At 71.8% G+C, this 23,493-nt stretch carries 18 protein-coding genes; 11 read left to right on the top strand and 7 right to left on the bottom strand.

Translation table 11 applies throughout. The features are described from left to right. The first annotated feature begins 34 nt into the window (after positions 1 to 34). The 3 genes from H9L09_RS18145 to H9L09_RS18135 all read left to right on the top strand — a co-directional run bounded on the left by H9L09_RS18145 (position 35) and on the right by H9L09_RS18135 (position 6,235). On the top strand, positions 35 to 4,657 hold the full coding sequence (locus H9L09_RS18145) for a hypothetical protein (protein WP_187578219.1): 4,623 nt from the start codon (positions 35 to 37) through the stop codon (positions 4,655 to 4,657). Positions 4,658 to 4,757: 100 nt separating this feature from the next. Further along, entirely contained in the window at positions 4,758 to 5,117 is a 360-nt protein-coding gene (locus H9L09_RS18140) for a DNA polymerase ligase N-terminal domain-containing protein (RefSeq protein WP_187578218.1), read from the top strand. A gap of 38 nt (positions 5,118 to 5,155) precedes the next feature. Next, complete coding sequence (locus H9L09_RS18135; protein ID WP_187578217.1) at positions 5,156 to 6,235, top strand: alpha/beta fold hydrolase; 1,080 nt, start codon at positions 5,156 to 5,158, stop codon at positions 6,233 to 6,235. A gap of 129 nt (positions 6,236 to 6,364) precedes the next feature. Here H9L09_RS18135 and H9L09_RS18130 read toward each other — a convergent pair whose 3' ends face one another. Continuing rightward, entirely contained in the window at positions 6,365 to 6,601 is a 237-nt protein-coding gene (locus H9L09_RS18130; protein WP_187578216.1) for a tautomerase family protein, read from the bottom strand. Positions 6,602 to 6,802: 201 nt separating this feature from the next. Between H9L09_RS18130 and H9L09_RS18125 the strand changes: the two genes are divergently transcribed. Further along, positions 6,803 to 7,537 carry a DUF72 domain-containing protein gene (locus H9L09_RS18125; RefSeq protein WP_187578215.1) on the top strand — a complete coding sequence of 245 codons (735 nt, stop codon included), beginning with the start codon at positions 6,803 to 6,805 and terminating at the stop codon, positions 7,535 to 7,537. 28 nt (positions 7,538 to 7,565) lie between these two features. Here the strand turns inward: H9L09_RS18125 and rocD are convergent, their stop codons facing one another. From rocD to H9L09_RS18100, 5 genes are all read right to left on the bottom strand, one after another. Next, on the bottom strand, positions 7,566 to 8,813 hold the full coding sequence (gene rocD, locus H9L09_RS18120; protein WP_187578214.1) for an ornithine--oxo-acid transaminase: 1,248 nt from the start codon (positions 8,811 to 8,813) through the stop codon (positions 7,566 to 7,568). A 173-nt stretch (positions 8,814 to 8,986) separates the two neighbouring features. Further along, entirely contained in the window at positions 8,987 to 9,220 is a 234-nt protein-coding gene (locus tag H9L09_RS18115; RefSeq protein ID WP_187578213.1) for a lipoyl domain-containing protein, read from the bottom strand. Next, a complete protein-coding gene (locus H9L09_RS18110) occupies positions 9,217 to 10,245 on the bottom strand; it encodes an alpha-ketoacid dehydrogenase subunit beta (protein ID WP_187578212.1) in 1,029 nt (342 codons plus the stop codon). The genes H9L09_RS18115 and H9L09_RS18110 overlap by 4 nt, the downstream gene beginning before the upstream one ends. Positions 10,246 to 10,257: 12 nt before the next feature. Further along, a complete protein-coding gene (locus H9L09_RS18105; protein ID WP_246456102.1) occupies positions 10,258 to 11,304 on the bottom strand; it encodes a thiamine pyrophosphate-dependent dehydrogenase E1 component subunit alpha in 1,047 nt (348 codons plus the stop codon). Between the two features lie 113 nt (positions 11,305 to 11,417). Continuing rightward, positions 11,418 to 12,038, bottom strand: a complete 621-nt coding sequence (locus H9L09_RS18100; RefSeq protein WP_187578211.1) for an antibiotic biosynthesis monooxygenase — start codon at positions 12,036 to 12,038, stop codon at positions 11,418 to 11,420. A gap of 338 nt (positions 12,039 to 12,376) precedes the next feature. Here H9L09_RS18100 and pepN point away from each other — a divergent pair, with 338 nt between their 5' ends. Then, positions 12,377 to 14,833, top strand: coding sequence for an aminopeptidase N (pepN, locus tag H9L09_RS18095; protein WP_187578210.1), 2,457 nt, complete (start codon positions 12,377 to 12,379; stop codon positions 14,831 to 14,833). A 53-nt stretch (positions 14,834 to 14,886) separates the two neighbouring features. Here the strand turns inward: pepN and H9L09_RS18090 are convergent, their stop codons facing one another. Continuing rightward, positions 14,887 to 15,657, bottom strand: a complete 771-nt coding sequence (locus H9L09_RS18090; RefSeq protein ID WP_187578209.1) for an IclR family transcriptional regulator — start codon at positions 15,655 to 15,657, stop codon at positions 14,887 to 14,889. 148 nt (positions 15,658 to 15,805) lie between these two features. Between H9L09_RS18090 and H9L09_RS18085 the strand changes: the two genes are divergently transcribed. Genes H9L09_RS18085 through H9L09_RS18060 form a run of 6 tightly spaced genes read left to right on the top strand, consistent with a single transcriptional unit; the run spans position 15,806 to position 23,407 of the window. Next, positions 15,806 to 17,419, top strand: coding sequence for an ABC transporter substrate-binding protein (locus H9L09_RS18085; protein ID WP_223164113.1), 1,614 nt, complete (start codon positions 15,806 to 15,808; stop codon positions 17,417 to 17,419). 37 nt (positions 17,420 to 17,456) lie between these two features. Next, the gene (locus tag H9L09_RS18080) at positions 17,457 to 18,644 is read left to right on the top strand and encodes a mandelate racemase/muconate lactonizing enzyme family protein (protein ID WP_187578208.1); all 1,188 of its coding nucleotides are present in this window, start codon (positions 17,457 to 17,459) and stop codon (positions 18,642 to 18,644) included. Positions 18,645 to 18,668: 24 nt separating this feature from the next. Beyond that, positions 18,669 to 19,619: an NAD(P)-dependent oxidoreductase gene (locus tag H9L09_RS18075; RefSeq protein ID WP_187578207.1), complete on the top strand. Its 951-nt coding sequence runs from the start codon at positions 18,669 to 18,671 to the stop codon at positions 19,617 to 19,619. After that, the gene (locus H9L09_RS18070) at positions 19,616 to 21,109 is read left to right on the top strand and encodes an NAD-dependent succinate-semialdehyde dehydrogenase (protein WP_187578206.1); all 1,494 of its coding nucleotides are present in this window, start codon (positions 19,616 to 19,618) and stop codon (positions 21,107 to 21,109) included. Before H9L09_RS18075 ends, H9L09_RS18070 begins: the two co-directional genes overlap by 4 nt. 46 nt (positions 21,110 to 21,155) lie before the next feature. Further along, the gene (locus tag H9L09_RS18065) at positions 21,156 to 22,355 is read left to right on the top strand and encodes an alcohol dehydrogenase catalytic domain-containing protein (RefSeq protein WP_187578205.1); all 1,200 of its coding nucleotides are present in this window, start codon (positions 21,156 to 21,158) and stop codon (positions 22,353 to 22,355) included. Then, complete coding sequence (locus tag H9L09_RS18060) at positions 22,352 to 23,407, top strand: ABC transporter permease (protein WP_187578204.1); 1,056 nt, start codon at positions 22,352 to 22,354, stop codon at positions 23,405 to 23,407. The genes H9L09_RS18065 and H9L09_RS18060 overlap by 4 nt, the downstream gene beginning before the upstream one ends. Positions 23,408 to 23,493: the final 86 nt, after the last annotated feature.

The following is a 23,493-nucleotide window of genomic DNA, read 5'->3' as shown; positions in this document are numbered from 1 at the left end:
CCGAACCCACTTCACCAGACACGAGGGAGCGCCCTTGGAACGCGAGTTCTGCATCGTCTGCGCACTGCCGTTCTCCGTGCGGCCGGCGGCGCCCTTCCACGTCTCGGTGTTCGTCACGCCGCGGATCGACGCCGCCGAGGACGGCACGCCGCTGCGGGAGTTCCCCCTGTTCCGCGACTGGGCCGGCGCGGTGAAGCAGCGCGCCCGGATCGAGCTGTTCGACCAGGTCGGGCCGATCGACGCGGTGCCGCTGCTCGACCCGATCGACCCGGCGCTGTGGAAGCGGATGTTCGGGCCGGCCACGCCGGTGCGGCCGAACCGGCTGCCGCAGTGGCAGGACCGGCAGTGGCGCAGCTTCGACACCCGCACCGTGAGCACGCTCGCCAAGGCGCTGCACGTGGCGACCACCCTGGCCAGCCCGACCGCCCCTCCGGCGGTGCGTGACCACCCGCTCACCGAGGCGGTGCTCGAGATCGCGCACGACTACCAGCGCACGGAGGTGTTCGGCCACGAGCGCCGTCAGGTGTACGACGAGTCGCTGATGACCGCCCAGCTCGACGACATCGTCGAGAACGCCTCGCTGGAACGCTGGTCGGACATGCCCGGCGGCATCGACACCGCGGCCGGGCTGGGCGAGCTGGTACGCCGGATGGCCGTCGAGCTGCACCGGGCCCGACGCTTCTACGAGCGACCCGAGTCGCAGGGCGCCTACCGGGAGCGGCCCGACCCGGACGCCGTCGCGACCCCGCTGCCCGCGCCGGAGCCGGAGTTCCACGAGCGCTGCGCGATGCTCGGCGACCACCCCGAGCTGCTGCGCCGGCTCGGCCTCGTGGTGGACCTGCAGGCCGACGTGCGGCGGCTCCTGGACTCGCAGTGGCTCTCGGCGCGGATCACCGTGGACGGCCGGGTCGTCTCCGAGGGCAACCAGGTGCTGTGCCAGAGCACCGAGGACGGCGCCCTGGTCACCGTGCCTGCCGGGGCCGACTGGGCGCAGGGGGCGCTGCGGCTCGGCAACGAGGACCGGTTCACCGTGCTCGACGTCGACGCCGACGGAAGCGCGATCAAGACCGAGCGGTTCCTCTGGACGATCCCGCGGCTGGTCAAGGTCGAGGACAACGGCAACCCGGCGGACGCGGCCACTCCGGCGCTGCGCGCCAACGGCCTCACGGTCGCCCGCACCGGGCAGGCGCTGGACACCAAGCGGCGGCTGGGGCGGCAGACGCAGCTGCAGACCGACCTGGTGGACGCCGGCGTCAGCAGCCTGCACACCGAGGACGTCACCCGCGGCCTGCGCGTCGAGGTGTGGGACGACACGGTCGGTCGGTGGGCGTCGCTGCACCGGCGCCGCACCGACGTCTTCGTCAAGGGCGCCGGCAAGGTGATCGACGACCTCGAGGAGGACGCGTTCATCCAGGGCACGGCGGCGCACGAGACCCCCGGCGTGGCCGACTCCCCGGTGCACGTGCACGAGGCCGTGTTCGGCTGGGAGGGCTGGAGCCTGGCGGCGCCGCGACCGGGCAAGCGGATCCGCAACGACGGGCCCGACGAGGTCGTCGAGGACGTCCCCGACGACCCCGGTCCCGGCGAGCGGCCGCCGCACCCGGTCCGGTTCACGCACGCCGTCGCGCCCGGGACCCTGCCGCGGCTGCGGTTCGGCCGGTCCTACGCGTTCCGGGCCTGGGGCGTGGACCTGGCCGGGAACTCTCGCGCCCACGAGCTCAACCCGCAGCCGCTGCCGCCCCGCGCGGACGTGGCCTCGGCGCTCGCCGCGGCGCTGCCCGCCGACGGTGCCGCGACGGAGGCGGCCACCCTCTGGGCGGACCCGCTGCGGCTGGCCACCCACGGCCTGCTGGAGCGGCGCCGCTTGGAGGCGGCCCGGACTCCGGACCAGCCGCAGGTGGAGCTGCCCGACCAGCTCCAGGCGCTGCTCGGCGCCCGGCTCCGCGACCGCCGGCTCTCCCCGGCGACGCCCCCGGTAGGCCCGCAGATGGCCCGGGTCAGCCGCCGCGCGCTGGTCGCGGAGGTGACCGCGGCGAGCCTCGCCGACCCCGCCCAGCCGATGCTCGCCGACCCGTCCGCACGCTCGGTCGACTCGCTCACGGCGCTGGCCGCCTCGCAGCTGGTCGCGCACGTGCTGCCCGGCGGCATCGCCGAACGGGCCGTCGCCGCGCTGGACACCGTGACCAGGCTGCGCCCGTTCCTGCGGTGGGACCCGGTGCCGCCGCCGGCGGTGGTGCCCCGACGCCGCTACACCGAGGGCGAGTCGCTGCGGGTGCTGGTGGTGCGTTCCGGCGTCACCCAGGACCCGGACACGCTCGCGATCACGGTGACCGACCCTGCGGCGTACGCCGCCCAGGTGCGCACCGACCACCCCGACCTGGACCTCGACTACGCGGCCACCTCGCAGCGGCACCTGGCCCCGCCGAAGACCAGCCAGATGGAGGCCGAGCTGCACGGCATGTTCGACCCCGGCATCGGCCCGGCGTCGGCGACGGACCGGCAGGCGATGCTCGGCTGGGCGATCGCCGAGGACGGCTCGTTCCTCGACGTCGACCGCGCCGACCTGGAGCACCCGGGGCAGCGGCTCGGCCAGCCCGGGGTGCGGCTGGAGGGCACCCCCACCACCGCGGTCGAGGACCCGGCGACGCGGATGCTGCCGCTGCAGCCGGGCGTGCCGCCGCTGCCCGGCCAGTACGTCGTGCACGACACCGACGAGCTCAGCCTTCCCTACCTGCCGGACCCGATGGCGCTCGGCGTCTCGGTGGTCTTCCCCGAGGCGGGCCTCGACCGGCGGATCCCGTTCCCCTTCGGCGGCGAGGGGTTCACCGCGGCGTACCTCGGCAGCTGGCCGGAGAAGCAGCCCTTCAGGTTCGTGCTCGAGGGGGCCGACCAGCTCGGCGCCGCCGTGCGCGGACGGGTGATGCGGCTGCGGCTGCCGGCCGGCGACCAGCAGCGGTTCCGGCTCTCCTCCTCGCTGGACCGCGAGACCCTGCGGCTGTTCGGCCTCTGGCGCAGCCTCGCCCCGGCGGTGCAGGCCGACCACGACGTGCAGGAGGCCGCCGCCGACGGCTGGCTGTGGGGCCTCACGCCGTCCGAGGACGTGCTGCTGGTGCACGCCGTACCGCGCCCGCTCGAGGCGCCACGGCCGACCCTGACCCGGCCGCAGCGGGTCCGCGGCCAGTCCTGGGTGGCGTTGTCCGGCGGCGTGGACGTGCACGGGCCCAGCACCGACAGCCTGATCGCCGAGGCGTCCTGGACCGACCCGGTCGACGACCTCACCCAGGGCCGGTGGCGCTTGCAGCCGAACAACGCGATCGCGTTCCAGGTGCCGATCGGCCCCGCCGAGGACATCGCCGGGCTCGGGCTGGTCACCGCCCAGATCACCCTGCCGGGGTTCGAGGACCTCATGCTGCACCAGGCCATCCACCAGCTGCCCGACACCAGGCACCGCGACGTGAGCTACCGGTTCCGGGCGACCTCGCGGTTCCGGGAGTACTTCCACCCCGACCTGCAGCAGCCGCTGCAGCCCGGTGACGACGGCTACAGCGTCGTCGGTGCCCCGGTCCTCGTCGACGTGCCCTCCTCCGCCCCGCCGGCCGCCCCGATCGTGCACTCGGTCCTCCCGCTGTTCCGGTGGGACGAGGGCGCCGAGGCGGAGCAGCCGATGGGCGTGCGGCACACCCGTCGCAGCGGCGTACGGATCTATCTCGAGCGGCCCTGGTTCAGCAGCGGGGACGGCGAGCTCGTCGGCGTGCTGCTCGCGCCGCCGGGCACCGGCGACGCCTTCGAACCCGCCGGTGAGGATGGCTCCGGCTTTCCGTTCGTCAGCAAGGTCGGGGCCGACCCGGTGTGGCGCAGCGCCCCGGTGCCCCGGCGCGCCCTGGACTTCCTCGCCCTGGACAACCTGCTGCACCAGATCGGCGTCGACGACCGGCAGCTCCCCGGCCGCCCGGTGGCCGCCCCGGTGCTGCTGCCGCTGGACTCGGTGCCCGGGCGGCCCCAGGTGCAGGTGGTGCCGTACCGGCCGCAGTACAACGACGAGCGCGGGCTCTGGTACGTCGACGTGGCGATCGACCCGGGCACGGCGTTCTGGCCGTTCGTGCGGCTCGCGGTCGCGCGCTACCAGCCGTCCTCGGTGAACGGCTGCCACCTGTCGGCACCGGTGCGCTGCGACTTCGTCCAGGTCACGCCGGAGCGCAGCACCACGGTGTCCCGGACCGACGACACCCACGTGCGCGTGGTGGTCAGCGGCACCATCGGGGTGCGCGGGGCCGAGGGCCCGGTGCGCTTCCGGCCGCCGCCGGCCGCCGAGATCGGCGCGAACCGCTCCGTGATCGCCCGGCTGCAGCGGCGCGACCCGGTCATCGACACCGACCTGGGCTGGGAGACCGTGGCCACCACGGTGCTGCAGGTCCGCGCCGTCGACGAGGGCGCCGCGCAGGCGGCCTGGGTGGGCGAGCTCGACGCCGGCACCACGATCCCGTTGCGGCGCCCGGCGCTCCCGGGCGCCGCGCCGGAGGCCCGGTGGCGGGTCACGGTCGAGGAGTGGGAGCGGTTCGCGGGTGATCCGCTCTCGCCGCTGGAGTCCGGCCCGGTGATCGCCCCGCTGCCGCGCACCGAGCAGCGGCTGGTGTACGCCGACGAGGTCCTGCTCTGACTCCGCATCCGGTCGGGTCCCGGTCCGGTCCGGTCCGGTCCGGTCTGCTCTGAGCCCGCTCCGAGGTGTGGCCGTGGCCGCCGGCGTGCAGGATCAGGACATGACCGAGCGTCCGGGCCGTCCCGCCTTCGTGCTGCACGACCACCGCAGGCCCCGCCCGCACTTCGACCTGCGCCTGGAGCAGGACGGCGTGCTGCGCTCCTGGGCGGTGCCGCGGGGGCTGCCGCCGGACAGCAGCCACGACCGGCTCGCGATCGCCGTGGACGACCACGAGCTGGAGCACCTCACCTTCGAGGACGAGCACAAGTCGGTCGCCGACACCGGCTGGTGGGAGGACGACGGCAGCACCGAGCGGCGGCTCAAGTTCGTCCTGCACGGCCGGAGCGGCTCGGTGCGCTACGCCCTGATCCGGACCGGCCAGGACTGGCTGCTGCACCGGACCAAGGACCAGCCCGGCTGACCATTGCGAAGGCACGAGGCCGGTGTGACCCTGAGCAGGTGACGACACGGCAGCAGATCCGGTTCGCCCGGGCCGCCGACGGGGTCCGGATCGGCTACGCCACGCACGGTCAGGGGCCGCCGCTGGTGAAGGTCGCGCACTGGATGACCCACCTCGAGCACGACTGGGACAGCCCGGTGTGGCGGCACTGGCTCGGCGAGCTCGGCCGCCGGCGCACCGTCGTGCGCTACGACGCCCGCGACACCGGGCTCTCGGACCGCGACGTGGCGGAGGTGTCGCTCGAGGGCTGGCTCGCGGACCTGGAGGCCGTCGTCGACGCGGCGGGCTGCGAGCGGTTCCCGCTGCTGGCGCTCTGCCAGGCCGGCCCGGTGGCGATCGCCTACGCCGCCCGGCACCCGGAGCGGGTCTCCGAGCTCGTGCTGATCGGGACCTACGCGGTGGGCCGGTACCGCCGCGGGTCGGAGCGCGAGCACCGCGAGGCCGAGGCGATGCTGGCGCTGATGCAGGACGGCTGGGCCGCCGACAACCCGGCGATGCGGCACCTGTGGGCCTCCCGGATGATGCCCGACGCGGCGGCCGACGAGCTGCGCTGGTTCGACGAGCTCGCAGAGTGGTCCGCGTCCGCCGCCGGGGCGGTGCGGCACATGCGGGTGCGCTACGCGCTCGACGTGACCGAGGCGGCGCGCAGCGTCGTGGCGCCGACCCTGGTCCTGCACGCCCGCCGCGACGGGGTGGTCCCCTTCGACCTGGGCCGCGAGCTGGCCGCGCTGATCCCACGCGCCCGGTTCGTGCCCCTGGAGAGCCGCAACCACCTGCTCCGCGTCGACGAGCCGGCCTGGGACCAGCTGTGGTCCGAGGTGGACTCCTTCCTGGGCACGGCCCCGGCGCCGGAGCCGGCGTCGTCCGGACGGGCCAACCAGGCACTCGCCACGCTGACCGCCCGCGAGGCGGAGGTGCTGGGCCTGGTCGCCGAGGGCCGGTCCAACCAGGAGATCGCCGGCCGGCTCGTCCTCAGCGAGCGGACCGTCGAGCGTCACCTGGCCCACGTCTACGCGAAGCTCGGGCTCAGCGGCCGCGCCGGACGCGCCGCCGCCGCGGCCGCGCTCGCCCGCGGCTGAGGCCGAGTCGGCGCATCTGCAGCCCCTGACCGTCGAGTCGGCGCATCTGCAGCCCCCCTGACCGTCGAGTCGGCGCATCTGCAGCCCCCGTGACCGTCGAGCCGGCGCATCTGCAGCCCGATCTGCCGCTCAGACCGGCGCGGGCTCCGGCGTACCGGCAGCCAACGCCTTGATCGCCTCCGTGGTCAGCGTCTGGCCGCCGATCCCCCAGTCACCGCTGGCGACCTGCTCGATGACCACCATGGTGACGCCGCGCATGTTCTCCCCCTCGACCGAGACCATCGCCTCGGTCACCCGCTCCACGATCTGCTGCTTCTGCTCGGGGCTGAAGACCCCCTCGACGACCTTCACACTGACGAACGGCATGGCTGCCTCCTGACGGTGGTGACCGGCCGGTCAGCCGGACACCACGACGCTAGGCCCGGCACCGCACCTCGGGCATCGGGGACAGCACCCATGTCCGGCGGGACCGGTGGCGGCCATCCCCCACCGTGCCGGCGCCGGGCTGCCCGGGCCTCTGGTCCGGAGGCGGTGACTCACCTCGGACCGAGTGGGCACTGTCCTGCCATGGCATGGATCGGCACGTCGGGCTGGAGCTACGACCACTGGGAGCACGTGCTCTACCCACCCGGCACTCCCGCCGCCCGCCGTCTCGACCTCTACACCCGCGAGTTCTCCACCGTCGAGCTCAACGCCAGCTTCTACCGGTGGCCCCGCAACACCTCGTTCGCCGGCTGGCGACGCCGGCTCCCCGACGGGTTCCAGATGTCGGTGAAGGCGCCGCGCGGCCTCACGCACGGCAAGCTGCTGCTCGCGCCCGAGGTGTGGGTCGACCGGATCGTCGGCTCCTGGCACGAGTTGTACGACCGGCGCGCGGTGCTGCTCGTGCAGCTGCCACCGGCCTTCGAGCGCGACGACGCCCGGCTCGACTGGTTCCTCGGCCGGCTGCCGTGGTGGGTCCGGGTCGCGGTCGAGCTGCGGCACCCGACGTGGAACGACGAGGCGGTCTTCGAGCTGCTCGGCCGGCACGGGGCGGCGTACTGCGTGATGAGCGGCGCCCGGCTGCCCTGCGTCCTGCGTGCCACCGCGCCGTTCGTCTACCTGCGGCTGCACGGACCCGACACCGAGCACCTGTACGGCGGCTCCTACTCGGAGGCCGACCTGTCCTGGTGGGCCGACCGGATCCGCGAGTGGGAGGCCGGCGGCCGCGAGGTCTATGCCTACTTCAACAACGACGGCGACGGCCACGCGGTGCGCAACGCCCGGACGCTGCGTGACCTGCTGGCGCGCAGGTCGGGGTGACAAGGCGACCCGGTGGTGGGGCCGGGACTCAGGCCGCCCGGGCTGCGGCGAGCACGACGCCGAGCGCGTCGACCAGGACGCCGATGTCCTCCTCCGTCGAGACCAGCGGAGGAGCCAGCCGCAGCGTGGCGCCGTGCGTCTCCTTCGCCAGCACCCCGTGCCGCAGCAACGCCTCGCAGGTCTCCCGCCCGGACATCAAGGTCGGGTCGACGTCCACGCCGGCCCACAGGCCGCGGCAGCGCAGCGCGTCCAGGCCGGCCCCCACGAGCGGGCGCAACCCCTCCTCCAGCAGCGCGCCGAGCCGGGTGGACCGGTCCTGGAACTCGTGCGTGCCGAGCATCGCCACCACCTCCCGACCGATCGCGGCGGCCAGCGGGTTCCCTCCGAACGTGGACCCGTGCGAGCCCGGCGTGACCACGTCGAGCACCTCGTGGTCCGCGGCGATCGCGGAGACCGGCAGGATGCCGCCGGAGAGGGCCTTGCCGAGGACGTAGACGTCCGGGACGACGTCCTCGTGGTCGCACGCGAAGGTCCGGCCGGTGCGGGCCAGCCCGGACTGGATCTCGTCGGCGACCATCAGCAGCCGGTGCCGGTCGCACAGCGCGCGCACCTCGCGCAGGTAGCCGGTGGGCGGGATGATCACCCCGGCCTCCCCCTGGATCGGCTCCAGCAGCACAGCGACCGTCGTCTCGTCGACCGCGGCCTCGACCGCCGCAGCGTCCCCGTAGGGCACGACCCGGAAGCCCGGCGTGAACGGCCCGTAGTCACGTCGCGCCGCCTCGTCGGTCGAGAAGCTGACGATGGTCGTCGTACGGCCGTGGAAGTTGCCCTCCATCACGATGATCGACGCGGTGCCCGCCGGCACGCCCTTGACCTCGTAGCCCCAGCGCCGGCTCACCTTGATCGCGGTCTCGACGGCTTCGGCACCGGCGTTCATCGGCAGCACGACGTCCTTGCCGGTGAACGCTGCGAGGTCGCGCGCGAAGGGACCCAGCTGGTCGTTGTAGAACGCCCGGCTGGTCAGCGTCAGCCGGTCGAGCTGCGCGTGCGCCACGGCGAGCAGCCGCGGGTGGCCGTGACCGAAGCTGAGCGCGGAGTAGCCGGCCAGGCAGTCGAGGTAGTGGTTGCCCTCCACGTCGGTGACCCAGGCCCCGCTCGCGGCGCTGATCACCACCGGCAGCGGACGGTAGTTGTGCGCCGCCCAGCGCTCGGTGAGCTCGATGTGCGCGGCCGAGTCGAGGACCGCGGAAGCGCCGGTCAGCTGCTGCTCGCTCATGCAGCCATGGTGGCACCGGCGCGCCGCCCCGGGGACGCGAAACCGCACACCTGCGCGAGCTCGCGCCCTTTGCGGCGATATGCCGACGCGGGCCGTCGCCCGGCCCGCCGGACGTCATACAGAACGAGACCTGTCAGCCACGATCCGTATGGCGTCCGCGAGCGTGCGCGGGGTCAGTCGATCCGCGCGATCGGCTGCCCCTGCCTGACCACGGCCTCCTCCTCGACGAGCAGGTGCACCACCCCCGCGGTCGGAGCCGGTACCTCCGCGGACACCTTGTCGACCTGGACCTCCGCGAGCAGGTCGTCGGCAGCCACCCGGGCGCCCTCGCTCACGAACCACGTGGCGAGGACGCCCTCGGCGTCCGGCGTGTCCTTCGACAGCGGCGGGAACACGACGTCGGTCATCCCGCGGTCGCCCGGATCGCGGCTTCGATCCGGTCGTGCCGGGGCAGCACGGCGTACTCCAAGTCGTGCGCGTAGGGGATCGGCACGTCGGGTACGGCGATCCGCCGCGGCGGGACGACCAGCATGCCCGGGTCCTGGTCGGTGATCGTGGCGATCACCTCCGCCGAGACGCCATAGGACAGGTAGTCCTCGTCGACCACGACCAGCCGCCCGGTCTTGCCCACCGAGGTGAGGATCGCCTCCCGGTCCAGCGGGACCAGGCTGCGCAGGTCGATGACCTCCACGTCGATGCCTTGGGGCGCCAGCTTCTCCGCCACGTCGAGGGCGTGGTGCACCGACAGCGACAAGGTGACGACCGTGACGTCGCTGCCCTCGCGGGCGATCCTCGCCTTGCCGATCGGGACGAGGTGCTCCCCGTCGGGCACCTCCTCGATGCTGCGCGGGTTCTTCGCCATCCACGGGAGCCCCATCACGCCCTTGTGGAACATGTAGACGACCGGGTTGTCGTCGCGGATCGCGGCGGTCATCAGGCCTTTGGCGTCGGCCGGCGAGCTCGGCACCACGACCTTCATCCCGGGCAGGTGTGCGAGCGTGCCCCACAGGCACTGCGAGTGCTGGGCGCCGTCGGAGTAGCCGCCGCCAGTCGCCATCGTCAGCACCATCGGCACCTTCACGTTGCCGCCGGACTCGAAGTGGATCTTGGCCATGTGGTTGTAGATCTGGTCGAGGCAGACGCCCATGAAGTCGGCGAACATCACCTCCACGATCGGGCGCATGCCCTCCACCGCGGCGCCGATCCCGAGCCCGATGAACGCGGTCTCGGAGATCGGGGTGTCGATGATCCGTTCGGGGCCGAAACGCTCGAGCAGCCCGGTGGTCGAGCTGAAGATGCCGCCGTAGGCTCCGACGTCCTCACCGAGGTAGAACACCGACTCGTCGCGCTCCATCTCCTGCGCGATCGCCTCGACCATCGCCTTGGAGGTGGTCAGCCGGCGGGTCGCCTGGGGTGCTTCTGTGATCGTCATCGTGGGCTCCTCTCAGGCGAAGACGTAGTCGGTGGCGGTGGTCGGGTCGGGGATCGGACTGGACTTGGCGAACTGGATCGCGTCCTCGACGCGCGAGCTCGCGTCGTCCTTGATCTCGGCGATCCGGGCGTCGTCGAGGAGGCCGGCCTCGCGCAGCCGCGCCTCGTAGGCCGGGATCGGGTCGCGGCCCGGGACCTCGTCGAGGTCGCTGCGGTACCCCTGGGCGTCGCCCTCGAAGTGACCCCACAGGCGCAGGGTGTGCACCTCGATCAACGAGGGGCCCTCCCCGGCGCGGGCCCGGGCCACCGCGCGGCCGGCGGCGGCGTGCACCGCCTCCACGTCGTTGTCCTCGATCCGCTCGCCCGGGATCCCGTAGGCGGAGGCCCGGTCGGCGTTGGAGCCGATCGCGGTGGCCACGTCGCGCGGCACCGAGATGCCCCAGTCGTTGTCCTCGACGACGAAGACGACCGGCAGCGACCAGCGGGCGGCCAGGTTGAGCGACTCGTGGAAGCCGCCCTGGTTGGCGGCGCCCTCTCCGGTGACCGCGACCGCGATCCGGTCGGTGCCCCGCCGCCGGAAGGCGAAGGCCTGGCCGAGCGCCGGCGGGTAGCCCTCGGCGATGATGCCGGAGCAGGAGAAGTGCGTCGCGGGGTCGAACAGGTGCATGTGCCCGCCCCGGCCGCGACCCAGGCCGCCCTCACGGCCGAAGATCTCCGCGGTCATCTTGCGCAGGTCGACCCCGTGCGCGATCGCGAGGTGGTGCGGACGGTGGGTGGCGGTGACGGCGTCGTCGGCACTCAGGTGCGCGCACACGCCGGCGGCCACCGGCTCCTGACCCGCGGAGAGGTGCATCTCGCCGGGGACCAGCCCCTTGCCGATGTCGAAGCCGGGGCCCTTGTCGGCGTGGTACTCGCGGAGAATCGCCTCCTCGTAGGTGCGACTCAGCACCATGGTCTCGTAGAGCTGGGTCCGGGTCGCCGGGCTGAGCTCCGGCGCCTCGGGCGATGTGCGCGCCGTCGGCATGGTCGGCGTGGTGGACGGTGATGCTTCAGTGGTCATCCGGACCTCCAGGAAGGGGTTGCCTCCCCGGAAGGTACGCCCGGGCGCGGCCCTCCAGATAGGACCTTTGGCCCCCCCTGCCGGACCCTTCCGGACGGGCCCGGCCGGGGCGCTCAGGCCATCTCGGGGACGTGGAGGTGCGCGAGGACCAGCTCGAACTCGCGGACGTCCTGCACCGTGGCTCCGGACTCAGCGACCGTCGCGGACCGCAGGTCGCCGGCCGACTGCCGGGTGCGCTCCAGGGCCTCCCGGCTTTCGTAGGTGACCGTGGAGATGGCGCGGCCGGTGGCCCGGTTGACCATCAGGCTCGCGCTGCAGAAGCCCTCGAACCCCTCGGCCGTCGGCACCGTCGTGTGCCGGTAGACGTCGATGCTCCGCTCCAGGTCCGCCGGGTCACCGGTGACCCAGGTGGAGCGCACCCAGGCTCCCTCGGGGGCGGGGCGGCTGCGGTGCATGACCGCCATCTCCCACTCCTCGACCACCGGGGTGGCGCCGAAGACCTCGGCGGCCCGTTCCCGGATGGACTGGGCCGGGGTGTCGGCGGCGTGCATCGCCTCCTCGGACTCCCAGGCCGACGTGGCGATGCAGCGGCCGCCCTCGCGGTCGGCCACCATGGACATGCCGAGACAGCCGGGGATGCTGGTCACGGCGGGGAGCGCCACCTCGCGGGTGTGCGTGATCCCTGCCTCCACGGACTCGGGTCGGGCATCGATTGTGATGGTACGTGCGTACACGGCCCACCCCCTCCCATCGGGGCAGCGCCTCGGTGACGCCGCCGTCGCTCTCACGTTCCTCCTGCCCGGGCTGGACGAGCAACGGCGCGGGGAAAGATCGGCCACCCTGTCCAAGCCAGTACGCCGGCCGGCCTACGTCCGCCGGCTGAAGCGGTGCCACCCGGCCGGTGCGGCGAGTCCAGCAACGAGGTCATGGCTCCACGCTAGGAGCCGGAGGGGTCGCTGCGCCGATCAGGTTTTCGAGCGGGGGACGACCGCTGGCGCAGCGCTGTTGTGGACGAAACCCGGCGTGCCGCCTCCCGCCGGCGGCTCCAGCGCCGTGGGATAGCCTCCCGCGAATGAACGCACCCCGCAGCATCAGCCAGGTCGAGGCGCAGGCCCGCGCCGAGCTCGTCGAAGTGGTCCGCTACGACCTCGAGCTCGACTTCACCGGCCTTCTCGAGGGTGAGGCGATGCGAGCCACCTCGCGCATCAGCTTCCGCTGCAACGAGGCCGGCGCCGACACCTTCGTGGACTGCCTCGCGGAGGTCGAGGAGGCGACGCTGAACGGCCGGGCACTGCCGACCGGGCAGCTCCCGGGCGGCAGGATCCCGCTCTCCGACCTGGCGGAGCAGAACGAGCTGGTCGTCCGGTCGGTGCAGACCAACACCGCCCAGGCCCAGGGGGTGCACCGCACCGTTGACCCGGCCGACGGGGAGGTCTACGTGTGGACCACGTTCGAGCCCGACGACGCGCGGCGGGTGTTCGCCTGCTTCGACCAGCCCGACCTCAAGGCCGTGTTCGGCATCGAGGCCGTGGTCCCCGAAGCCTGGACGGCCACGAGCAACAGCGGGGCCGCCGAGGTCACCGGGTCCGGCGCGACCCGCCGGTGGGCGTTCGCGGACACGCCGGCCCTGTCGACGTACAACATCGTGGTGAACGCGGGGCCCTTCCACGAGATCCGCAGCGAGCGCGGCGACCACGACCTGGGGCTGTTCTGCCGGCAGTCGCTGGTCCCGCTGCTGGAGCGGGACGCCGAGGAGTACTTCGACGTCACGAGCAGCGGTCTGGCGTTCTTCGGCGAGCAGTTCGGCCTGGAGTTCCCGCAGCGACGCTACGACCAGGTGTTCGTGCCCGACCTCGGTGGCGCGATGGAGAACTTCGGTTGCGTGACCTGGAGCGACGCGGTGCTGTTCCGTCGCACGCCCTCCTACGCCGACCGCGAGCTGCGGGCCCTGGTGCTGCTGCACGAGATGGCGCACATGTGGTTCGGCGACATGGTGACCATGCAGTGGTGGGACGACCTGTGGCTCAACGAGTCGTTCGCGGAGTGGGCGTCCCACTGGGCCGCCGTACGCTGCACCGAGTTCACCGACGCGTGGGCCGGGCAGCTGGCCAGCGACAAGCAGCTCGCGTACGCCGCCGACCTGGCGCCGACGACCCACCCGATCCGGCAGCCGATCGTCGACGTGGAGGCCGTAGCCGCCTCGTTCGACGCGATCACCTACCCCAAGGGCGCCTCCACGCTCAAGCAGCTGGTCGCGCTCGTCGGGGAGCCGGTCTTCCTGGCGGCGCTGCGGCGCTACTTCACCAAGCACGCCTGGGCGAACACCACGCTGCACGACCTGATCCTCGAGCTCGAGCACGAGAGCGGTCGCGACCTCGACGAGTGGGTGGCCAGCTGGCTCGGCACCGCCGGCACCGACCGTCTGGTCGTCGAGCGCAGCGGGACCGAGGCGCACATCCGGGTCGAGCCGCCGCAGGGCAGGGGTCCGCTGCTGCACCGCCTCGACGTCGGGCTGTACGTCGACCAGGGCGGCCGGCTGGTCCGTGACGCCGTCCGCGAGCTGGAGGTGCGCGGCGACACCACCCTCACCGACATCGACGCGGACACGCTGCTGCTGGTGAACGACGGCGACCTGACCTTCGCGTCGGTGCTGCCCGACCCGGTCTCGCTGGACCGGATGCTGGGCCGCGGCGGCGGTTTCCCGGACCCGCTGAGCCGGTGCCTGGCCGCGACCACGGCCTGGAACCTTCTGGTGCGCGGCGAGACCGACGCGGCCGGCTTCGTCCGCTGCGCGGTGGACGTGCTGCGCCACGAGACCGCCCCGAGCGTCGTGGAGCCGGTCCTCACCCTCGCCCGGCAGGCCGCGGACCTGTGGTCGAGCAAGGCCGACCGGGAGGCGCTGCAGGTCGCTGTCGCCGATGCCTGCCTGCTGCTGGTCGAGCAGCCGGAGCACCGGCTCGGCGCGATCCGGACCCTGGCCGGCACCGCCACGACGCCCGAGCAGCTCGAGGCCCTGGACCGGCTCGCCACCGACACCGACCAGCGGTGGCGGCGTCTGACGCGGCTCGCCGAGCTCGACCGGTTCGACGCCGAGGAAGCCGAGCGGCTCCTGGCCGAGGACCCCGACCCCGACGCGGAGAAGCGGGCCCTGGCCGCCCGGACGGCCCAGCCCGACGCGGCCGTGAAGCGCGCTGCCTGGGACCGGGTGTTCGACGAGGTCGGTGTCGGTGCCAGCGCGGTTCCGTCGGTGGGCAAGTCGTTCTGGCGCCCCGGGCAGGAGGAGCTGCTGCGTCCCTTCGCCGAGGAGTTCCTCCAGGTGCTGCCCGCGATCGGGGAGCGCGGCATGATGGCGGGGATGTCGCTGGTCGCCGCGATGCTGCCGCCGGTGGGCGTGGACGAGGAGTACCTGGACCGGCTGGTGGCGGCGGTGCAGCCGCCGGAGATCCCCGAGCTCGTGCGTCAGCGCGTCACCGAGCAGGCCGACACGGTCCGGCGGATGCTCCGGGCGCGCGGCGGCACCGACGCCTGAGCCGCGCCGGCCGTGTCGGCCGTGTCGGGCGGATGCGCCGCCTGCGCAGCCGGCTACCCGTCCTGGGCCAGCACTTCGCTCATCTTGCCCGCGTAGTGAGCGGTCAACATCCCGGCAGCGTCCAGCCTGCTTCCGAGCCGGGCCTTCGGCGCTCCGATGTTAATCGCAGCGACGATCCGCCCGCGCGCGTCGCGCACCGGTGCTGAGCAGCCCACCAGCCCGACGTCGAACTCCTCGTCGACCGTGGCGTACCCACGGGAACGGATCGCTGCCAGCTCGTCGAGCAGCTGCTCGGTCGTGGTCAAGGCGCACCGCCCCTCACCGGCCGAGAGCCGTTCGGAGGTGAAGATCTCCCGCACCTGCTCGGTCGGCCACTCCGAGATCAGCACGCGCCCCGCCGAGGTCGAGGGCGCTGCGACCGGGATGCCCTCCCACATCACCCGGAAGGCGTGGGGCTGCGACTGGGTCGCCACCGTGACCACGTCCAGCCCCCGCAGCACGCACAGATGCGTCGTCTCCTGGACCTGGTCGCACACCTGGAGCAGGAACGGCTTGGCCACTGCGTCGAGGTGGGCCTCGAGGGTCTGGGCCGCGAGGGTGTAGAGCCGCCATCCGAGACGGTACGCGCGGGTCTCCTCGTCACGATCGACCAGCCCCGCGTCGCACAGCGTCGCCAACGCCCGGGACACCTGCGTGGTCTCACGACCTGCCAGCGCGGCCACGCGCACAACGCCCAGGCCGTCCCGTCTGCGCGCCTCGGGAGAGGCGAGCACCTCCAGGAGCTCGAGGTCGCGCCGCAGCCCGGTCGAGTTCGCTCTGGCCATTTTCACATCATTCCGTTGCCATATGCGCAAATAATATTGTGCAGAACACTAGGGCGACTTAGGTTTCTTGTCCAGTGACAGCGAGCTGATGCGCTCCCCCTGAGTCCGCTGCCGACACACATCCCGTCGAGACCGAGGATCGGTAGCCATGGCCGCAACGTCCCGCACCCGCACCCCCCACGAGGCCGGGTTCCCCGCCTTCAGCCGTCGCGACATGTTGCGCGCCACCTTCGCCGGGGCAGTCGTCCTCGGGATCGGCGGTGGGCTCGCCGGCTGCACCACACCCGCCAAGCCCGGGGCCGCGGCAGCATCGACGGACAACATCAAGCGCGGTGGCAGTCTGCGCGTGGGCGTCTCCGGCGGCAGCGCGAAGGACACATTGGACGCCCACCGCGGTGGCTTCAACCCGGACACCGCCCGCGCGATGCAGCTCTACGACCGGCTGATGCGATTCACCCCCGACTTCATGCTCGAGCCCGAGCTCGCCGAGTCGTTCGAGCCCAACTCCCGGGCCGACGAGTGGACGGTCCGCCTGCGCAAGGGAGTCACCTTCCACGACGGCGCTCCCCTCACCGCGGACGACGTGATCTTCACGATCAAGCGGATCCTCGACCCCAAGGACCCCAAGGTCGGTGCCTCCGGGATCTCCTACCTCGACGTCGCCAAGATGCAGAAGGTGGACGACCTCACCATCAAGCTGCCCCTCACCGTCCGCAATGTCGGGTTCGCGGAGCAGTTCGCGCAGTACTTCATGGGCGTGGTCCCGGTGGGCTACGACCCGGCGAAGCCGGTCGGCACCGGGCCCTTCAAGTTCAAGAGCTTCACCCCCGGCCAGCAGAGCGTCTTCACCCGCAACGACAACTACTGGCGCGACAACGAGCCCTACGTCGATGAGGTCGTCATCATCGACTTCCCCGACGACACGGCGCGCGTGAACGCTCTCCTCGGTGGCCAGGTCGACGCCATCGCCAACCTTCCCCAGAACCAGATCGCCGCGGTGCAGGGCAACCCCGCGCTCGCGGTCCTCAACGCACCGACCGGGGCCTGGCTGGCCTTCACGATGCGCGTCGACGCGGCCCCCTTCGACGATGTCCGCGTTCGCCAGGCGATGCGTCTCCTCACCAACAGGCAGGACGTGATCACGCAGGCGCTCAACGGCCAGGCGACGCTCGGCAACGACCTCTACGGACGGTACGACGCCGCGTACGCCAGCGACCTGGCCCAGCGCGAGCAGGACATCGACCAGGCGAAGTCGTTGCTCAAGCAGGCCGGTCGGAGTGACCTGCAGGCCGAGCTCGTGACGGCGCCGTCCTTCCAGGGCATGGTGGAAGGCGCGGGCGTGCTGGCCCAGAACGCCACGGAGGCAGGCGTCGACCTGAAGATCCGCAAGGTGGATGGCGGCACTCTGTACGGCGACAACTGGTTGAAGTGGCCCCTGGCCGCCGACTACTGGGTCTCCCGCAGCTACTTGAGTCAGGCGGCGCTGAGCAGCCTGCCCTCCTCCCCCTGGAACGAGACGCACTGGAACGACCCCACCTACATCAAGCTCGTCCAGGAGGCGCAGGGACAGCCCGACGACGACAAGCGCACCGAGCTCCTGCAGGCCGCTCAGAAGATCGAATACGACCAGGGTGGCTACATCATTCCCGCCTTCACCAACCAGACCGATGCGTACGTCGCCAAGCTGGCCGGATTCGAGAAGTCCAAGACCGGCACGGCCCTGAACAACTTCACCCTGCGTTCGGTCGGGTTCGTGGCATGACCCCGGGACCGCAGGCGCCGACCGGGAGCGGGCTGCCTTGAAGATCATCGACGCCAAGACCTTCGTGGTCGGCACCCCACCTCCCCACAAGGGGGGAGCGTTCTGGATCTTCGTGAAGCTGACGACCGACAGCGGGGTCGAGGGCATCGGCGAGATCTACGCCGTGCCCTTCAACCCGACGACCACGGTGACGATGGTGGAGGACATCGTCGAGCGGTACGTCCTCGGCTCGAACCCCTTCGACATCGAGCGGCTCTGGAGGCGCATCTACTCCACGGGCTTCACCCAGCGCCCGGACGTGTCGGTGACGGCGATCCTCAGCGGACTGGAGACGGCCTGCTGGGACATCATCGGCAAGGAGGTCGATCGGCCGGTCTATGACCTCCTCGGCGGCCGCATCCGGGAGCAGGTCCGCTCCTACACCTACATCTACCCCGAGCTCGGAGCGGACGACACGGCGTACCACGACGCGCGCGAGGCTGCGGAGCGGGCGAGCTTCTACGTCAGCCACGGTTTCAGTGCGCTCAAGTTCGACCCGGTCGGGCCCTACTCCGCGTTCGACCCACGGCAGCTGCCCGCGGAGGTGCTGCAGAACACCGAGGAGTTCGTCCGGACGGTGCGGGAGGCCGTCGGTGGTGGAGTCGACCTCCTCATCGGCACCCACGGCCAGATGACCACGTCGTCCGCGATCCGGCTCGCCCGGCGGCTGGAGAAGTTCGACCCGCTCTGGTTCGAGGAACCCACTCCCCCGGAGAACCCCGGCGAGATGGCCCGGGTCGCCCGGGCCACCAGCATCCCCATCGCCACGGGCGAGCGGCTGTCCACCAAGTACGAGTTCGCTCGGGTCCTGGAGAGCAAGGCGGCCTCGATCCTCCAGATGGCCATCGGCAGGGTGGGCGGCATCCTGGAGACCAAGAAGATCGCTGCGGCGGCGGAGACCCAGTACGCCGAGATCGCCCCGCACCTGTACGCCGGCCCGATCGAAGGTGCCGCGAACATCCAGGTGGCCATGTGCACTCCGAACTTCCTGATCCAGGAGAGCATCGAGATGTGGGGAGGCTTCCATGCGGAGATCCTCAAGACGCCGATCGAATGGCGCGACGGCTTCATCATCCCTCCGACCGGTCCCGGACTCGGCGTCGAGCTCGACGAAGAGGTCGCAGCGCGGCACCCCTACACGGGAGACCGCCTCCACCTCGAGATGACCGACCACTCCGACCTGTAGCGCCTCACCCCCGAAGAGAGCATGATGACGAAACGAATCGGCTTCATCGGCCTCGGCAACCTCGGCTTCCATCTGGCACACAACCTGGTGCTCGCCGGTTTCGAGGTGGTCGTCAACGACCTTGACCAGAGCCGCGCCGAGGACCTGGTCGCCGGAGGCGCCATCTGGGCACGCACCCCTCGGATCGTGGCGGAGGCGACGGACACGGTGATCACCTGCCTTCCGTCGCCGGTCGCGGTCAGCGCGGTCATGACCGGAGACGACGGCGTGCTTGCCGGGCTCAGGGACGGCGGGACCTGGATCGAGATGAGCACGAACGAGCGCGAGGAGATCCAGCGTCTCGCGCTCCTCTGCCAGGCCCGCGGGGTGGCCTGCCTGGAGGCGCCGGTCACGGGCGGCGTCCACAAGGCGGCCGAAGGTGAGATCACCGTCCTCGTCGGCGGTGACGAGTCGGTCTACGCCGACCACAGCGCGATCTTCGCGGCGGTAGGCAACAAGACCTTCTACATGGGTGCCCTCGGCAACGCCTCGATCATCAAGGTGATCACCAACATGCTGGCCTTCATCCACCTGGTCGCAGCCGGCGAGGCCCTGATGCTCGCCAAGGCCGGCGGTCTCGACCTCGCCACCTCGTTCGAAGCGATCCGGGCGAGCTCGGGCAACAGCTTCGTCCACGAGACCGAGAGCCAGGTGGTGCTGAGCGGCAGCTACAACATCGGCTTCACGATGGACCTGGCGTGCAAGGACCTCGGCTTCGCCACCGCCATGGGTGCCGACTTCTCCGTGCCGCTCGAGCTCGCGACGACCGTCGAGCAGACCTTCGCCCGAGCTCGCGCGGCGTACGGCGGGGGCGCCTGGTCCCCCATGGTCGTCAAGCTGCTCGAGGACGCGGTCGGTCAGGAGCTCCGCGCTCCCGGCTTCCCCGAGGTCCTCCTCGCATCGACCGGTACCGAACCAAGGAAGGCGTCGTCATGACCAGCACCGAGAGCGTGCGGCCCCTGCTCGACACCGATCACACCCACGTCGCACCCGCGATTCGCGGCGGGATCTTCATCGGTGGTCGATGGGTCTCCCCGCGCGGGCAAGCCACGCTCCTCGTCCAGGACCCGGCGACCGGCGAGGAGCTCGCCCGGGTGCCTGCAGCCGGAACCGAAGAGGCACTTGCCGCCGTCGCCGCTGCCGCCGAGGCCTTTCCCGCCTGGAGCGGTCTCTCGGCCACTGAGCGCGGTGCTCCGCTCAGACGTGCCTACGACCTGGTGAGGGAACGCGCCGACGAGCTCGCACACGTGCTCACCCTCGAGCAGGGCAAGTCGATGGCCGAGGCCACCGGCGAAGTGCTCTGGGGGGCGGAGTACCTGCTCTGGTACGCCGAGGAGATCCGTCGCTCCCACGGGGAGATGGTTCCCGGGGACAGCCCGGGTCAACGCATCTCCATCCACCGACGGCCGCGTGGAGTGGTCGCCTGCATCACCCCCTGGAACTTCCCCAACGCCATGCTGCTCCGGAAGCTGGCCCCCGCCCTGGCGGCCGGCAACACCGTGGTGGCCAAGCCGGCCGAGCAGACACCGCTCTCGGCGGTGAAGATCTTCGAGATCCTGGAAGACGCAGGCTTCCCGCCGGGGGTGGTGAATCTCGTGTGCGGCGAGCCCGAGACCGTGGGCGACGCCCTGTGCACGGCTCCTGAGGTGCGCCAGATCAGCTTCACCGGCTCGACCGAGGTGGGGCGCATGCTCATGGCGCGCGGTGCCCGCCAGCTCAAGAAGGTGACCGTGGAGCTCGGAGGCGTGGCCCCGTTCATCGTCTTCGCGGATGCGGATCTCGATCTCGCGGTCGACAAGCTGATCGCTGCGAAGTTCGCCAACGCCGGGCAGAGCTGCGTCGCTCCCAACCGCGTCATGGTGGAGCGCGAGGTCTTCGAGGACTTCACGTCGCGCCTGACCGCGCAGGTCTCACGCCTCCGGCTGGGACACGGACTGTCGGAAGGCGTCGACGTCGGACCGCTCATCGAGAGCGCCGCCGTAACGCGGGTGAAGCACCAGCTGGCCGACGCGGTCTCCCGTGGAGCCACCGTCGTCACCGGAGGAGAACCTCCCGAGTCGCTCGACCCCCGGCGCTTCTTCACGCCCACCGTGGTCACGGACGTCGCCCCGGACTCGCTGGTCCTGAGCGAGGAGACCTTCGGCCCGCTCCTGCCCCTGGCGGTGTTCACGGACGAGAGCGAGGTGCTCGCAGCCGCGAACGGCACCGACGACGGTCTCGGTGCCTACGTGTTCACCCGCGACCTCGGGCGCGCCCACCGGGTCGCCGAAGGTCTCGACTACGGGATGGTGGCGGTCAACGACGCCTCCTTCGGCTACGTCCAGGCACCCTTCGGCGGCGTTCGGGACTCCGGCGACGGACGCGAGGGGGGCAGGGAAGGACTCCTGGAGTACCAGGAGACGCAGTACTTGAACATCAACTTCTGACGCCGCAGCACTGCAATCCGTCGACGACTTCACGAGAGGCATGGCAATGACAGCTACTGGGGTGGTCCCGTCCTCGGACCAGATGCTCGACAGCGGTCCCGTCCAGCGGCGTCGCATGCGCGCGGCGATCACCCGAGGGTGCTCCCCCACCGAGATCACCGATGTCATGCTGGAAGGACCGCGGGCCGGCGAGGTCCTGGTCCGCATCGCTGCGGCCGGCGTCTGCCACTCCGACGTGCACATGGCCGACGGCCACCTGGGGCGCGAACGGTGGCCCATCGTGCTCGGCCACGAGGGTGCCGGCGTGGTGGAGTCGGTCGGCGCGGGCGTGCAGCACGTGCGGCAGGGCGACCGCGTGGCGTTCTGCTTCGTCCCGCCGTGCCGCACCTGTCCGGCGTGTGTCGCCGGGCGGTTCCACCTCTGCGAGCTGGCTGCCGCCCACGCCGGCGCCGGAACCCTCTTCGACGGCACCTCCCGGCTCAGCGAGCTGAGCGGAACGCCTCTGAAGCACTTCAACTTCGTGTCCTGCTTCGCGGAGTACGCCGTCGTTCCCGCCGCCGCGGCCGTCCCGGTGGTCGACGAGCTTCCGTTGTGGCAGGCCGCCCTGCTCGGCTGCGCCGTACTCACCGGAGTGGGCGCCGTGCGCAACACCGCCGACGTCCGGGTCGGTGAGACCGTGGTCGTCATCGGCTGTGGTGGCGTCGGTCTCCAGGTGGTGGCAGGAGCACGCCTCGCCGGGGCGGGTCAGATCATCGCCGTCGACCTGCAACAGCAGAACCTCGACCGGGCCCGGTTGCACGGAGCGACGCACGTCGTCGACGCCGGTGCCGACGACCTGGCTGCCGAGATCCTGGCCCTCTGCCCCGGTGGGGTCGACCACGCCTTCGAGGTCGTCGGTCGCAGCGAGACCATCCGCCTGGCCTGGGACGTCCTCCGCCCCGGCGCGACCGCGGTGGTCGTCGGCCTGGCCCCTCGCGGCGTCGAGGTGTCGCTCCCGGCGATCGAGTTCCTCAGCGAGAAGGGCATCAAGGGCAGCTGCTACGGCTCGGTGAACGCTGCTGTCGAGCTTCCTCGCCTCACCCAGATGGCAGCCGACGGTCGACTGGCCCTGCGCGACGCCGTCTCGCACATCACGGACCTCGACGGGATCGAAGCCGCCTTCGAACGGCTACGCCGTGGAGAAGGGGCTCGCACGGTCGTCATCATCGATGCGGACGCGGCCGGCGACCCGGAGCTACCGAGGTGAACGCCGTCAGGAGCTTCTGCGGCCGCCACCGGTTCGCCCTCTTCCTCGGCCGCAGGCTCCTCCTCGGCGCGCTGACGCTCTTCGCTGTCTCGGTGCTGGTCTTCGCGGCCACCCAGGCGCTTCCGGGAGACCCGGCCACCGCCATCCTCGGCAGGACGGCGACGCCGGAACGCATCGCGGCGCTCCGGGCGCAGCTGCATCTCGACGACCCCCTGCTGAGTCAGTACTGGCAATGGGTCTCCGGCCTGCTGCACGGCGACCTCGGCATCTCGGCAGCAAGCCAGGAGCCGGTCAGCTCTCTGCTCGGCCAGCGCGTCCAGAACTCCCTGGCTCTGCTCCTGGCCGCGGGTGGCGTCGCCCTCCCGCTCTCCCTGCTGCTGGGCATCGTCACGGCTGTCCGTCGCGACCGCCTCGTCGACCACGTGATCTCCTCGGTCACGTTGGCTCTCGCCGCCCTTCCCGACTTCGTGGTCGGCATCGTCCTGGTCCTGCTGCTGTCGACGTCTGCCCTGCACCTGTTCCCTCCGGTGTCACTGGTCGATCCGACCTCCTCTGTCTGGCATCACCCCTCGATCCTCTTCCTGCCCGCGCTGACCCTGGTTCTGGCCGTGGTCCCCTACGTCAGCCGGATCCTTCGCGGCTCGATGATCGAGGTCCTCGAGTCCGAGTACATCCAGATGGCCAGGCTCAAGGGCCTGCCTGAGCGCCGGGTCATCCTTCGCCACGCCATCCCCAACGCGGTCGGGCCTGCCATCCAGGTGAGCGCGCTGCAGCTCGTCTGGCTGACCGGAGGCGTGGTCGTCGTCGAGTACCTGTTCCAGTACCGCGGCATCGGCATGCTGCTCGTCGAAGCTGTCGGTGATCGCGACCTCCCCGTCATCCAAGCGGTCACGCTGCTCGCGGCGGCGGTCTACGTCCTGCTCAACATCGTCGCGGAGATCGGCATCATCGCCACCACCCCCCAGCTCCGGACCCGCTTCGCCGGACGGGCAGACGTCGCTCCACCCGCTGCCACCGCTGCGGCCACGGAAGAACTGGCGTGGCAGTCATGAGTGCCGGCGCCGGGACGGTCCCTACCGCAGCGGCAGCTCACGTCCGCTGGGCGACGCTGCGGCGGACGACCAAGCTCCGTCGGGCG

The sequence above is a fragment of the Nocardioides mesophilus genome (assembly GCF_014395785.1).
Lineage (GTDB): Bacteria > Actinomycetota > Actinomycetes > Propionibacteriales > Nocardioidaceae > Nocardioides_B > Nocardioides_B mesophilus.
Note: the sequence above shows the minus strand (reverse complement) of the source record. Positions and strands in the feature narration are given on the sequence as shown.

What these genes read in the sequence shown, in the direction of transcription:
- H9L09_RS18140 (WP_187578218.1), top strand. Translation starts at nt 4,758, where the DNA reads ATGACCGAGCGTCCGGGCCGTCCCGCCTTCGTGCTGCACGACCACCGC.
- H9L09_RS18130 (WP_187578216.1), bottom strand. Translation starts at nt 6,601, where the DNA reads ATGCCGTTCGTCAGTGTGAAGGTCGTCGAGGGGGTCTTCAGCCCCGAG.
- H9L09_RS18125 (WP_187578215.1), top strand. Translation starts at nt 6,803, where the DNA reads ATGGCATGGATCGGCACGTCGGGCTGGAGCTACGACCACTGGGAGCAC.
- rocD (WP_187578214.1), bottom strand. Translation starts at nt 8,813, where the DNA reads ATGAGCGAGCAGCAGCTGACCGGCGCTTCCGCGGTCCTCGACTCGGCC.
- H9L09_RS18115 (WP_187578213.1), bottom strand. Translation starts at nt 9,220, where the DNA reads ATGACCGACGTCGTGTTCCCGCCGCTGTCGAAGGACACGCCGGACGCC.
- H9L09_RS18110 (WP_187578212.1), bottom strand. Translation starts at nt 10,245, where the DNA reads ATGACGATCACAGAAGCACCCCAGGCGACCCGCCGGCTGACCACCTCC.
- H9L09_RS18105 (WP_246456102.1), bottom strand. Translation starts at nt 11,304, where the DNA reads ATGACCACTGAAGCATCACCGTCCACCACGCCGACCATGCCGACGGCG.
- pepN (WP_187578210.1), top strand. Translation starts at nt 12,377, where the DNA reads ATGAACGCACCCCGCAGCATCAGCCAGGTCGAGGCGCAGGCCCGCGCC.
- H9L09_RS18090 (WP_187578209.1), bottom strand. Translation starts at nt 15,657, where the DNA reads ATGGCCAGAGCGAACTCGACCGGGCTGCGGCGCGACCTCGAGCTCCTG.
- H9L09_RS18085 (WP_223164113.1), top strand. Translation starts at nt 15,806, where the DNA reads ATGGCCGCAACGTCCCGCACCCGCACCCCCCACGAGGCCGGGTTCCCC.
- H9L09_RS18075 (WP_187578207.1), top strand. Translation starts at nt 18,669, where the DNA reads ATGACGAAACGAATCGGCTTCATCGGCCTCGGCAACCTCGGCTTCCAT.
- H9L09_RS18070 (WP_187578206.1), top strand. Translation starts at nt 19,616, where the DNA reads ATGACCAGCACCGAGAGCGTGCGGCCCCTGCTCGACACCGATCACACC.
- H9L09_RS18065 (WP_187578205.1), top strand. Translation starts at nt 21,156, where the DNA reads ATGACAGCTACTGGGGTGGTCCCGTCCTCGGACCAGATGCTCGACAGC.